Here is a 12,948-nt window from a genome sequence, read left to right as displayed (position 1 = left end):
TACTTTCAAAAATAGCGAATTGTTATGGTAATATTTCCAATGTATAATTATGGTATTGTTTGTTTTTATGAAAAAAATATGGGGGAATTTTTAATGAAAAAAATCATACTAGGGACACTTACAACTTTCTTTTTATTGGCTGGATGTAATAATTCTACTGAAAGTAAACCAGTCGATACAAAAAAGACTGCGGCAGAAGAAACAACTAAATCTACAAAAAATGAGGATAAACAGGATACCAATCCGAAAAAAACTGAAGAAGTTTTATCACCTACCAATCAGAGTACAAAAGATTTCATCACACCATTATTAGTAAAATCAGAAACACCTGCTGATATTATGACAATACAAATGCAAGAAGATAAGAAACAAAAATTTGAGGAAATTACGAAAAAAACGCAAGCGAGTATTCAGAAAAATTATGATTGGTACATAGAATATTTAAAAACAGTACAACCTGGAGAAAGATTACCTTACCATGAAAACATGGGAATTACACAAGAAGAATATGAATTCTTCTTATCATCTGATCAATATATGAAACTTGTTAAAGGACAAGAAGGAAAAATTCACTTCAAAAAGATCAGTGACAATGTATACGAGATTCAAACGAGTTCTCCAATCAAATTATTAAACAAAGTTCAAATTGATTTTGCTAGCAATACATTAAAAACAGAGTTTGGTACACTAAATTACGATGATAAAATTGAAGCTGCTGATGGTCAAAAAATAACTGGTAGATGGAATGGTGAACAGTGGCGACTAAGCAATGATAACTTCAATGTAAAGTATGCAATTGGTCAGCTGGAAGACTCTAAGAAAACAATTATTTACATAACAGCAAAAGGTCTTTTAGATGGTAAAACAATCAATCAAGAGCAAGTGATCGAATTTAAAGCTCAATAATTCATACGATAAAAAGGATAGATAGTGGTAGAACATTCTACTGCATCTATCTTTTTTATCTTATAAATTAAAAAATATTAATCAAAGTATACCTTTTATTCAGGATATCTACAGCAACAATACTTTTAATCTGTATTTATAGGGGGAGCACTCCATGCCTATCAAACTAAGAAAATAAGTTACCTCAAAACAAAAATTCACTCCATCACAGTGGTCTATGAGAACTATATAAATATGATAGATATAGGGATAACGACACTTATGCGCCTATGGGTAAATAATTAGAATCGTCAAATAATTCCTACCTATACAAAAGGATGACGATTCCGTAATCAGAAAGGTTTCAGACTTATCCCTCCATATGAAGAAAGGACTAGGTTCATGACAACCTCGTCCCAAATTCCCTCTCATTTACTTTTGTTTTGTATATCGAATCGTTTGAAAAGATTCTGGATCAAACAACTGGATTTTCCCCTCACCAAAGTTCTGAATTTTTAAGTTGTCATTCTATGATAATGATAGTGCCATTCAAAATATTTCTTATTTTCCTGATTCCAATAAAAACACTTTCTACCGTTTATTTTCGTAAGTTCATTTAGTAAATCTGTTTTACAATTTTTTCAGAGTTCATATCCTCTATGCAATCTACATATCCTAACGAATTCACAGTAATATATCCTTCATCGAACCATGCATCACAAGCTTTGCACATAGGTACAACAACGTTTACATCCTGTCTCTCTCGAATGTCACATTCTAAATGTTTCTTTATATAGGTTGCTGTCAATCCTTTTAAGGGAAAATGCCTTCCGCAAATGCCCAGCTCGTTTTCCCCCAGCCCTCTATCGTATAATGAAGCGGCTTTTACGAATGTTTTTCTATAAGATGAATTTGAAAATATCCGATTCTGTTATATCTAACATCCTCGTTTTTTCTTTACATGTTCGAGAAGATTCAACTTTGATCTCTTACTATATAAACTCCTATGAAATCCGATCCCTTATTTTTATTTCCTTCCAGAATATATTTCTCCATCTCCTAGTTAAATACCGCCCAAGGTTTATGCAGGGTTTTTCAATAAATAGATACCCCAATGAAGATAGTAAAAAAGAAAGAGAAAAGGAAAGAAACACTATTAATATGGTAGGTAGTTTATCATAAAATAAATACATAACTGAGAATAAAGAAACAAGATGATATAAATAAAGACTATAAGAAATCTTTCCAAGAAAAACAAATACTTTTCTTCTTAATAACGCACTAAATGTCCATGAAGAGATACTCATAATCATTACCATACAAACCCCAAATGAGACAACGTAGTCTCTCAGTACATAATTGTTCAAAAAATCCACTTCGCCAATCATTCCTTCGTACATAAAACAAATAATTGCAATTAGCAGTAATGCAATTTTCATCATTTTATTCATATTTAAAACATAATGGAAAATAAAATAACGATACTTCGCTAATAGAGCTCCCATAAAAAAAAGAGTGATGTAATGAAAACTTAAAAAACTACTAGTTATGCTTCCACTAGGATTAAACAAATACAAACCCATAGTCGAAGAAAAACTTAGAACAATAAACCATAATAAGGAATATTTGAGCCTTTTGCGTATAAAAAAGAAAGTCAGAAATGGAAATATAATCGAAATTCTCATTTCATGAACAAGAGACCATATAACATTGTTATATGCGTCTGTGTTATACTCACCGATAAAAACAAGATGTTGTAATAATAAAGCTGGTGTATCTGCAGTGGTCCATGATTTACTAAACCAATCACTAATAAATGGCATATCATTACGACTAAAAAGCATTTTAGCAATAATAGAAATGCTGATTGCTACTAAATATGGTATATAAATTCGGCAAATCCGTTTTATTATGTATGTATCATAATGAAATTTCTCATTATTAATAGATAAATACAAAACAAAACCACTCAATACAAAAAAGAGAATAACAGATTCGTTGCCGCTACTAAAAAAAAGACGTAAAGGAGTTTCCTTGAATAAATAAATTATGAAGGGACTGTTTAACTCATACTGATAATTTTCATACGCAGGCAATAGCATCATATGATGCCCGATTATTACAAGAAGTGCTGCTAATCCTCTTAGAGAGTCAAACTCCTCATATCTTTTCATCATATTACACCTACTAAAAAGATTTTTATTAAAATACAAGGTGACTTCAATCTTGTTGTTTACAAAATTATAATGTTACTTACAGTTGCAGGAGAATAATGGAGTTCTAAAATGCGTTCTATATGTACTCAATTCACTTTGATACATACGAATACTAGCCACCCATTTCTACGGTGATATGGGGCGAATGATTACGTTTGAAAGGCTCCGTTTTGATCACAAGGAACAGATAAAGCTTATATTTCCCTATATTTTGTATCGATTGTTCGTTGATAGCAATCATTTCGACTATTCGCTCCGTCTTCCTACTTACGCGAAAGAAATTGGCAAATCTACTCTTTCTTTTAAGAATTGTGATACTTTTCTCTAGTTGCTTATATAAATGCGCCTTCATTCATTAAGGGGGTACTCCTCTCTTAATTTGTTTAGTCGCAAACTTAAAAATCTCTTGTATTTTCCCTATTCACAAGACAAGTATATTTACACAAAATATTTTACGCTACCAAATATAACATGAATTGGTAAAAAATGAAAATGCAGAATAATTATTCTTTAATAGGCAGCTAAAAAAGAATTCCATAAAGAATAAGGGATTCTTTTTTATTTCGAACATTCATTTAATCCACGCTAAAAAGGTAAACATGGAAAAGCAAAAGTTTCTTAGCTATCGCATTCTATTCCTATATTAATTCAAATGGATTTTTTAATATTCTTTCTGCACTATTACATACTGAAAGGAAAGGTGGAAATCTTAAAGTATTAAAATCCATTTCTTTATTATGTTCATGTAGTGAGCAGAATTATAAGGAAATGGATTCTACATATTTTCAAATAAAGTGAAACTTTAATCAGTGGGGTTTTCTTCATCCCCACTGATTATTAGCCCGACCAATCGGACTTTTACGGGCAGGATCCCCCACCTATCTTCTTTGCTTTTGCTGAATTTTGAGGTGGGGGTCTTACTGCCTGTTAATGCGGGATAAACAGAGAAAGTTTTTGAGGTAAGAGTATTATTTCTTATAAATAGCGAGGTAAATTGAGTTGATGCATTATATATATGTGATCAAGTATTACACATATCTCACCTAGCTGTTAAGATATCAAGCCTATATCACGGTATGCTTTTCACGATATTGTCTAGGAGTCATGTTACATATTTTTTTGAAAACTCTTGTGAAATAACTTTGATCATAAAAGTTAAGCCAAGCACAAATATCTGATAATGGATATGTAGTTAATGTTAATAGTTTTTTTGCTTCTTCTACTCGTTCCCTTTGAATATATTCACTTAAAGGAATTCCTACTTCTTTTTTAAACAATTTAGATAAATAAGTAGGATTAATGTCAAGCAACGTAGCGAGATTATTGAGAGATATTTCATGGTAAATGTTTTTTCTAATATGATTTAAACATGTAGTAATTGTATTCGAATATCTTTGAATACTATATTCTTTAACACGATCAGCAAAAGCACATAAAGCGTCCTCAATTAATCTATTGACCGAATACATGTTATCTAGTTGTTCAATGGTCTCCATATAGAGAGAACTAAGCGAAAAAGCAATTTCTGGCGGGAGATTCCCCTCTATTGCATAACGAGTAGCTAAAGTAATGGCCATTATTCCATTATTTTTTTGATTTCTTAGTTGATTTCTTTTTGATGAAATTACAGCATCTTCTTGCGGAAATGCATATGCATATTTTATTAATTTTTCTTTGTCCCCTTCTTTAATGCTTGTGAAAATTTTCCGTTCCAATGATATATCATAATGATCAGAATTATTTTGACGCCGGGCTGAAATATATAAATCAGGATTCGCAATTTCATAGGAGGTTTTCTCCAATAATTTATTTTCTCTCCAAACAGCACCTACATCTAACTTTTCTTTAAAAATTATGTAATGTAATAAAATTCCTATATCAATTAAAGTTATTTTTTTTATCACAGGTATGGAATGATAGTATTCAATTCCATCTTGTATTCTAACATTTCCCCCAAATTCATTCATAAGTCTAATGGCCATATCTTCTGATACCTTGGGATATGTAGAGGGTCCAATAACAAAGGTTCCTTTTATATATTCATGATCTACTATGTGAATAAAAACGAAATTTTCTAGATAACTGTTCCCTCTCATAAGCGGAAAATCATAGAGATCATTTTCCTGAAAAATTTCACTAAGTTGTTCTTCCTTAGAAGAATAAAAAGGACTGCAAATATCATTAGAAGTAGATTTATATAAGATTTTTTCATCTGTAGATAAAAATTGAATAGATACTTGAAATGTTTTATATAAAATATCACACAAATATTGTATATCCATAGAATGATTCATTATATTCTCCTTTTAACTAGATAAGATTATAAAGCTTCATATAAAAACCAAACATTTTAATTCATACATTTATGGATTTATAAATAAATTTGCGAAAAGTTAAATATACCCAAAAATTACTAGTATTTTCAATAAAATACAATTTATATCAAAATATTACCATAAATATTCAGAAAAAACACTTATTATTTAGATTTATAAGAACAATAGCATAATGATCGACTTCTTTATTTAAGTAGCCATTTGATTAATTTATTTGTTATGTACACCTTTTTTGTAGTCATAGAAATTTCAAAAAACATACTCACATATACCCTCTTGGCATTCTTAGCTTGATGACGATGTGGCTATGCCCTACATAGTAAAAATTTAGGAGGAAGCATTCTGTTCAATTTTTGTTCAGATGCTAGGTTTATAATTTTTTCACCCTAGTATAAATGTTATAAGGACCTTTTCAAAATCAAAAGTGATAATTCCCATTCGGAAAATCACGCCAAAACTCTACTATTAAATTGAAAAAGTGGTGAACTAGATGAATGAAAAAGTAAAAATAAAAGAGTTTATGCAAGTTTTAAAAAGGCGATTCTTAATTATTATACTTACGACAATTTGTACTAGCGGGTTCATTATTATTTCATCCATGTACCTTATGAAACCGATTTATCAGTACTCCACCCAAGTTCTTGCTGGATCTTTAGGCGTAGAAAAAGAGGAAAATCCAGTAAATAGAGTACAAGATAACAAACAGCTAGCTCTTTCATATATGGATATCATAAAAAGCCCATATATCATGATAGGTGTAAAAGAAGAGTTAAAGCTAGCTCGTTCAAGCTATGATTTGCTTAAACAGGTTTCCGTTACTAATAGAAATGATTCACAGATTATTACAATTTCAGTGAAAGACTCTAATCCACAATTAGCTAAGAAAATTGCACAATCCGTCGCAAAGCAATCCATATCTAAATTTAAAGACTATGCAAATGTAAACCGCCTTAATATTCTTAGTGATTCCGGGGCGACGGAAGAAGCCGAACTGCTTTTTCCAAAACCCAAATTCATTATAGCCATTTCAATCATAATTAGCTTTTTTGTCGGAATTGGCTTGGCAATTCTACGAGAACACTTTGATGATTCAACTTACAACAATCGAGAACTCGAACATCTTGGACTCCCATTATTAGGAAGAGTGAACTTAAATACCAAAAAAAGAAACAACAAGCAAAAAACAGCTTATAAAAGCTTATCTTCAATGAAACAAGGTGAACATAATGACCATCAAATTTAAGAGGAAATATTTCTTTAATCCATACGATATCACCATCAAAGAACGATTTTATAGCATATGTAACCATATTGAACCGAACCTTCAAAAGGAAAAACCAATATTAATGATTACTTCACTTGCACAAACACAAAATATAACCAATGCTACTGCTTATTTGGCCCTAGCTTTTTCAGAACAACGAAAACGAGTGTTGGTGGTGGATGCGAATCTGCGTCAACCTTCTTTACATCATGTGTTTAATATCGATCATTCATTTGGCCTAACCACCTTACTCCTAAGAGAGCAAAATAAGGATACTACAATAAAAATAACGGATTATCTATCTTGTTTATCTACAGGTGAAGATCTTTATGAGCCAGTGACATTGTTAACATTAGAGACCTTCCCAATCCTAATTGAGGAGTGGAAAGAGCATTTTGATATCATTCTGTTTCACACATCCGATTTCCTAAACACACCAGATGCACAAATCCTCGCAAAACATTGTGATGGCATTGTTTTAGTGATACAGGAAGGCCGTGATAAGTTAGATAAGATTGCGAATGTAAAAAAACAACTAGAACATAGCAAACATGAAATAATCGGTACAGTCATTATTTCATAAAGGGGGGGAACTTTTGGACCCAAAAATAAAGATTGATAGACAGGTAGAAATACAAGTACAATCTCTATCAACTTCATCCTACCTTCTTGTTAAACGACTAATAGATTTTGTTTTTTCGCTTTTCATGCTGTTACTTTTATCACCCATCTTAGTTCTTTTTTGCATCCTTATCCCAATCGAATCAACTGGTTCTCCCTTCTTTTATCAACGGCGTCTAGGAAAAAACGGAAAAGATTTCAAATTAATAAAGTTACGCTCCATGTTTTTAGATGCTGAAAAAAACGGTCCTCAGTGGGCAAGTAAAGAGGACCCTAGGGTTACAAGAATAGGTACGTTTATAAGAAAAACTAGAATTGATGAAATCCCTCAAGTTATTAACGTGTTAAAAGGAGATATGTCACTCATTGGCCCTAGACCTGAAAGAGAATATTTCTATAAAAGGTTTGATAAGTCATTGCCTAATTTTAAACATCGTTTACTTGTAACGCCTGGAATAACAGGATTGGCGCAAGTGAATGGTGGATATGATCTAACTCCCGAAGAAAAATTAGCATTCGACTTATACTATATCCAGCATAGATCATTCGCTATGGAAATCAAGATTTTATGTCAAACATTGGCCATTGTATTTACTGGAAATGGAGCTAGATAAATATTGAAGGGAAGAATAAAAAATGAAGAAAGTGCTAGTAACGGGGGGCTTCGGATTTATCGGATCCCATATTGTAGACAAATTAATTCATAATCATTATGAAGTGGCTGTGTATGATAACTTATCCACCTGATCCGTAAATAATGTTCATTCGAAAAGTATAGCTTTCTTTGATAATGTAGAAGATGAAAGATCATTAGAAAAAGCGATAGAAGCGTTTAAACCTGACTTTGTAGTTCACCAAGCTGCGCAAATTAGTGTACAAAATGTTTCCCCCATTTACCAACCTGCAAAAGACGGTGACGTCAAAGAAAGTTTGCTCTGCAATAAAAAGCGCATTCAAAAATTAGGCTGGCAACCTATATATGCATTGGAAAAAGGTCTTGCGAATACATATGATTACTACCTTAAGCAAAAAGACGCTATTTTACCTAGTGGAAAAGAACCTACATCTGTACTTAAGTGACTTTACAGTTGTGAATTGGGAGAGAAATAAGTGAATAAGAAAACAAACTCAATTATTAAAAATATATTCCACTTACTTTACAGCACGATTTTAGCTAATGTTTTAAATGCAAGTACGCTCATACTATTGGCAAATTACTTTAACTCAAAGAACTATGGAATATTTAGTGTAGCACTAGCTCTTTCCATGGTCATGCATTTTTTTACAGATTTAGGAGTCAGTAATACGTTCCTTCGAGAAGGAGCAAAAAAGGAAAACCCAGGCACTACATTTTTTTCTTATATAAAAGTTCGAGTAGTATGTTTACTTTTAACATTTGTTATTTTTTCTTTCGGTATCCACGTCTTTTATCATGAACAACAAATTCTTTATATGATGTATAGTTTAATGATTCCTTTAATCATCGGCCTAGTGCTGCAAAGCATAGGCATAACCTACTTTCAATTATCTGAAAGAATGCAATTTATTGCATCCATAAAAATCTTCTCAGCCATTGTATTAGTCACATTAACCATTTTGTGTATAAGCTTAAAAGTGGATATACATGTAACAGCTTTTTTATATGGTTTTTCTTATTTAGCTGGAGGCATTTACTGCCTGTATTTACTCAGAAAAAACATGGAATTTAAGTGGAAAGTCCCTTTTCAAAAAGAATTATTGATCAATATTAGCCCGTTCTTAATTAGTGGGTTATTTATTATATTAACTCCTCAACTAGGTCCATTAGTATTAGAAAAAACACTTCCCTTAGGGCTTGTTGGGCTCTTTGCAGTAGCTTACCGAATCCCCTCAGCTCTCTATCAAATACCAGGGGTTATTGCAGGTGCATTTTTCCCACTGTTATTTAAGCATCATAGTCATGGGGAGGTAAAGAAACATACAGAATTAAATATCCTGCAAATGAAATTTATGTCCTTGATTGGGATGTGTATGACAATAGCTTTATTCTATTTATCCCCCTATCTGATCACGATTTTATTTGGAGATAAATGGGGATCTGCGGTTCAACCTTTAAAAATATTGTCCTTTATTATTGTCTTACAAGGATTTAACATCGCCATTGCTGATGGTCTCACAACAAGAGGACTGCAAAATCGCCGTACTATTGTTCAGTTTATAACCATCTCTATTGGCTTAGTGTCTTTTTATTATCTGAGTGTTACTTATGCAATAGCGGGGGCAGCTTTTTCTGTTTTAACGATGGAAATCGTATCATTTATTGGTTATATATTAGCTAATCCAATCAGAAAAACAGTATTAACCAAAGTCGTTATTCCATACGGATCCTACTTTTCGATAAGTTTTATCCTATTACACTACTTATTATATAAGTTTCCTTTTATAGCCATGTTCTCTACCATTATCTTAATGTCTACGATGGTTTTATTATTTGATCAAGCTACTCGGAACTTGATTAAAGATTTTATAAGAAAGAAAAAACAACAGAATATCAACCATTTAAAAGACGGGAGACAACGAGGGAATGGAAAGATTACAAATTAAAAGAAATACTTCTACTTTAGAAGTCTTTCTTTTGTTATTTTTTATTACACTTAGTAAATATAATTTGTCCATCGGTTTTTCATTAAAAATTTACATGATTTTTTTAGCCATTTTTTTCTGTATTTATTTTCGAGACTTTTACTTTCGTCCCCTTTATCATTATGAAATTTTATTGCTTTTATTTTATTTTACCTATTGTCTAAGTGGTGCTTTTTCACAGTATCCAGAATCAAGTATTCGCGTCATTCTAGGAGTAATCCTTGTCCTTATCTGCTATTTCATCATGAGATATATGCTGGAGCAAGCTTCAATTCGTGCTATTGAAGCTTCCATTGCAAATGTCGGGATACTATTTAACATGATTAGTTTGTTATTGTACATAATTGGACTACAAATAACCGGGGGATCCCCAACAGGCGTTGAGATTACTTCTTACGGATTATTATTAGATAGAGATTATCCAAGGTTAATTGGACTACTTGATGACCCGAACATCTTCATTTTTTATAATACATTGTTTTTTTCTTTTTATTTAACACACTTAAAAGGATTTAAAAACTCCTTTGGATTTATCTTATGTATAATTACCAACCTTCTTACTTTTTCTCGAGGCGGTATTGTCGCCCTAATACTCGTTATCATTTTGTATATAATATTAGCGGATTTTCTAAAAAAGGTAAAAATGATACTTGTTGCTCTGTTATGCCTAGTTGTAATCTACGCCGCATGTTCTTTTATGCAAATCGATTTGAATCAGATCATTTCCAGCCGTATCAATGACTTTTCTTCCGATAATGGAAGTGGTCGATTTGAATTATGGAAACAGGCGATTAACTATTTTATGTCCCATCCCCTTTTGGGAATCGGTGCCTTTAATTTCTCGGATTATTACGCATTTGAACATAATGAAAAACTATATGTTCATAATACATATCTAGAAATCTTAGTAGAGGCTGGAATTATTGGTTTTCTTTTTTACTTTTCTTTTTTATTACTGTTCATTATCAAGCTCTTTAGAACTAAATTGCATATTGAAAAACCTTTTATTATTCTTACACTTTTTGCTTTTTTATTGCAGATGGTATCCCTTTCTCTCATGATTAATGAAGCGCTTTTCTCCTTTTTAGCAATTACTTTAAAATATATTTCTGTATATGAAAGAAAAGAGGCTGATTTTTATGATATACACCAAAAAAGATAGCGAATCATTGGTTTCCGTTATAACCCCCTCCTATAACAGTTCTCCATTTATAAAAGAAACCATTGAATCCGTTCAGGCCCAATCATATGCTAACTGGGAAATGATTATCGTTGATGATAAGTCGAAAGATGACTCCGTTCATGTCATCAAACAATATATAGAAAAAGACCCACGAATTAAACTTATTACTTTAACTCAAAATGCTGGTGCTGCCAGAGCTAGAAATATAGCATTAAAAGAAGCTCAAGGAGATTATATTGCCTTTTTAGACAGCGATGATCTCTGGTTACCTACCAAACTAGAAGAACAAGTCGCTTTTATGCAAAAAGATAATCTTGCTTTTTCTTTTACCTCTTATTCTTTAATTGACGAACAAGGAAATTCAATGAATATTAAAGTTAATGCACCGAAAGTTGTAGATTATAAATATCTGCTGGGAAATACGACGATTGGCTGTTTAACCGTGATGTTAGATAGGCATCAATTTAAACAAATTGAAATGCCCGCTATCCAGCCTGAAGATACTGCCCTATGGTTAGCATTATTACGGCTAGGATATCAGGCCTATGGCTTACAAAAGATTTTATCTACATATCGTATTGTAAGTAACTCTACTTCAAGGAATAAATTAAAAGCTGCCTACCGATATTGGAAACTCTTACGAAACCAAGAAAAGTTAAACTTTGTAAAAACCAACTTTTATTTTAGTCAATATGCCTATCATGCATACAAGAAAAACAGAGGAGACCGACCTCCTTCTATGACCAGTGGGGGGAAATAAAAAATGAACAATATTCTACTATTAACCGATAAACTCATAACAGGTGGCGCTGAGATGTATTTTTGCAAATTAGAAAACCATCTCAAAGATGAAAATATGACGTTTTATTCAGCAGCTGCCACAGGTGAGTTGTATCATCAAATTCATAATAAGCATCATTTTATTCCTTTAAGTTTAAAAAATCATCCTGCTAACCTCTATACATTAAGTAAACAAGTGATGAAATTGGACATTGATGTTATCCATGCAAATAGTTTCAGAATGTTACTGTATTCTATCGTAATTAAAAAAATCACGAAAAAAAGAATTAAGCTCATTTATACAAAACATAATGTTACAATACTTGAAAAAAAGTTTCCCGCACTATTTAAAAAAGTGTTAAATCAACATGTTAATCAAATTATCGCAGTGAGTAACTTCGAGAAAGAGAGATTACTGCAATTGGGTATAAGAAAAGACCTTATCCGAACGATTTACAATGGTGTTGATGTAAAACATTTTTCTTTTCAACAAATACAACCTAAAGAAACCCTCAATATCGGAATTTTAGCCCGATTATCAAAAGAGAAAAACCATGAACTTTTTTTAAAAATTGCAAATGAGTTAAAAGATGTACGTAACGTAATGTTTTATATTGCTGGAGATGGACCTAAACGGGACTTTATTGCAAAAATGATTCGTGATTTCAAGTTAAATCATAAGGTGAAGCTTTTAGGTAATACATCTAATCCATATGAATTTATTTGTAGTATGGACTTGCTGCTTCTAACGTCCCTAAGAGAAGTGTTTCCAATGGTAGTCCTTGAAGCAATGGCTTCTGGAACGCCTATTATTTCTGTAGATGTTGGCGGTATCCAAGAAGCCATTATAGATGATGAAACCGGAATTCTCATTTCCCATCATTCTGAAAAAGAATTTGCAAAGAAAATCCAGTTACTTCATGACAATCAAGACTTAAGAAAATGTTTAGGAAAAGCGGCAAGAGAAAAAGTAGAAAAATCCTTTTCCCTCTCAAACATGATTCATTCTACGCTTGAAACCTATCAATATTAAAAAACAAA

Annotated in this window: 12 protein-coding genes; 10 read left to right on the top strand and 2 right to left on the bottom strand. The window is 31.9% G+C overall.

Annotated features, from left to right (window positions below; all coding sequences use genetic code 11):
• Positions 1-93: 93 nt before the first annotated feature.
• Positions 94-906 carry a hypothetical protein gene (locus NSQ40_RS04640; RefSeq protein ID WP_098114281.1) on the top strand — a complete coding sequence of 271 codons (813 nt, stop codon included), beginning with the start codon at positions 94-96 and terminating at the stop codon, positions 904-906.
• Positions 907-1,889: 983 nt separating this feature from the next.
• Here the strand turns inward: NSQ40_RS04640 and NSQ40_RS04635 are convergent.
• Both NSQ40_RS04635 and NSQ40_RS04630 read right to left on the bottom strand, forming a co-directional pair.
• Complete coding sequence (locus NSQ40_RS04635; protein WP_003195608.1) at positions 1,890-3,062, bottom strand: acyltransferase family protein; 1,173 nt, start codon at positions 3,060-3,062, stop codon at positions 1,890-1,892.
• Positions 3,063-4,165: 1,103 nt separating this feature from the next.
• Positions 4,166-5,395, bottom strand: coding sequence for a helix-turn-helix domain-containing protein (locus NSQ40_RS04630; protein ID WP_097787180.1), 1,230 nt, complete (start codon positions 5,393-5,395; stop codon positions 4,166-4,168).
• Between the two features lie 532 nt (positions 5,396-5,927).
• Here NSQ40_RS04630 and NSQ40_RS04625 point away from each other — a divergent pair.
• The 9 genes from NSQ40_RS04625 (at position 5,928) to NSQ40_RS04585 (ending at position 12,940) form a co-directional block, all read left to right on the top strand.
• A complete protein-coding gene (locus NSQ40_RS04625) occupies positions 5,928-6,680 on the top strand; it encodes a YveK family protein (protein WP_003195606.1) in 753 nt (250 codons plus the stop codon).
• A complete protein-coding gene (locus tag NSQ40_RS04620; RefSeq protein WP_097787181.1) occupies positions 6,664-7,284 on the top strand; it encodes a CpsD/CapB family tyrosine-protein kinase in 621 nt (206 codons plus the stop codon). Before NSQ40_RS04625 ends, NSQ40_RS04620 begins: the two co-directional genes overlap by 17 nt.
• A 13-nt stretch (positions 7,285-7,297) precedes the next feature.
• A complete protein-coding gene (locus tag NSQ40_RS04615) occupies positions 7,298-7,936 on the top strand; it encodes a sugar transferase (RefSeq protein ID WP_003195604.1) in 639 nt (212 codons plus the stop codon).
• 22 nt (positions 7,937-7,958) lie between these two features.
• Positions 7,959-8,069, top strand: coding sequence for an NAD-dependent epimerase/dehydratase family protein (locus NSQ40_RS04610; protein WP_116269061.1), 111 nt, complete (start codon positions 7,959-7,961; stop codon positions 8,067-8,069).
• Between the two features lie 183 nt (positions 8,070-8,252).
• On the top strand, positions 8,253-8,402 hold the full coding sequence (locus NSQ40_RS04605) for a hypothetical protein (RefSeq protein WP_157837847.1): 150 nt from the start codon (positions 8,253-8,255) through the stop codon (positions 8,400-8,402).
• Between the two features lie 30 nt (positions 8,403-8,432).
• Complete coding sequence (locus NSQ40_RS04600) at positions 8,433-9,905, top strand: oligosaccharide flippase family protein (protein WP_033797704.1); 1,473 nt, start codon at positions 8,433-8,435, stop codon at positions 9,903-9,905.
• Positions 9,886-11,106 carry an O-antigen ligase family protein gene (locus NSQ40_RS04595; protein WP_018767109.1) on the top strand — a complete coding sequence of 407 codons (1,221 nt, stop codon included), beginning with the start codon at positions 9,886-9,888 and terminating at the stop codon, positions 11,104-11,106. Before NSQ40_RS04600 ends, NSQ40_RS04595 begins: the two co-directional genes overlap by 20 nt.
• Positions 11,084-11,887 (top strand): glycosyltransferase family 2 protein, encoded by an 804-nt coding sequence (locus NSQ40_RS04590; protein ID WP_033796878.1) that lies wholly within the window; start codon positions 11,084-11,086, stop codon positions 11,885-11,887. The genes NSQ40_RS04595 and NSQ40_RS04590 overlap by 23 nt, the downstream gene beginning before the upstream one ends.
• 3 nt (positions 11,888-11,890) lie before the next feature.
• Positions 11,891-12,940, top strand: a complete 1,050-nt coding sequence (locus NSQ40_RS04585) for a glycosyltransferase family 4 protein (RefSeq protein WP_098715942.1) — start codon at positions 11,891-11,893, stop codon at positions 12,938-12,940.
• Positions 12,941-12,948: the final 8 nt, after the last annotated feature.

The organism is Bacillus sp. FSL K6-6038 (assembly GCF_038050455.1).
Lineage (GTDB): Bacteria > Bacillota > Bacilli > Bacillales > Bacillaceae_G > Bacillus_A > Bacillus_A pseudomycoides.
Note: the sequence above shows the minus strand (reverse complement) of the source record. Positions and strands in the feature narration are given on the sequence as shown.

What these genes read in the sequence shown, in the direction of transcription:
- NSQ40_RS04595 (WP_018767109.1), top strand. Translation starts at nt 9,886, where the DNA reads ATGGAAAGATTACAAATTAAAAGAAATACTTCTACTTTAGAAGTCTTT.
- NSQ40_RS04625 (WP_003195606.1), top strand. Translation starts at nt 5,928, where the DNA reads ATGAATGAAAAAGTAAAAATAAAAGAGTTTATGCAAGTTTTAAAAAGG.
- NSQ40_RS04620 (WP_097787181.1), top strand. Translation starts at nt 6,664, where the DNA reads ATGACCATCAAATTTAAGAGGAAATATTTCTTTAATCCATACGATATC.
- NSQ40_RS04610 (WP_116269061.1), top strand. Translation starts at nt 7,959, where the DNA reads ATGAAGAAAGTGCTAGTAACGGGGGGCTTCGGATTTATCGGATCCCAT.
- NSQ40_RS04590 (WP_033796878.1), top strand. Translation starts at nt 11,084, where the DNA reads ATGATATACACCAAAAAAGATAGCGAATCATTGGTTTCCGTTATAACC.
- NSQ40_RS04635 (WP_003195608.1), bottom strand. Translation starts at nt 3,062, where the DNA reads ATGATGAAAAGATATGAGGAGTTTGACTCTCTAAGAGGATTAGCAGCA.
- NSQ40_RS04630 (WP_097787180.1), bottom strand. Translation starts at nt 5,395, where the DNA reads ATGAATCATTCTATGGATATACAATATTTGTGTGATATTTTATATAAA.
- NSQ40_RS04640 (WP_098114281.1), top strand. Translation starts at nt 94, where the DNA reads ATGAAAAAAATCATACTAGGGACACTTACAACTTTCTTTTTATTGGCT.
- NSQ40_RS04585 (WP_098715942.1), top strand. Translation starts at nt 11,891, where the DNA reads ATGAACAATATTCTACTATTAACCGATAAACTCATAACAGGTGGCGCT.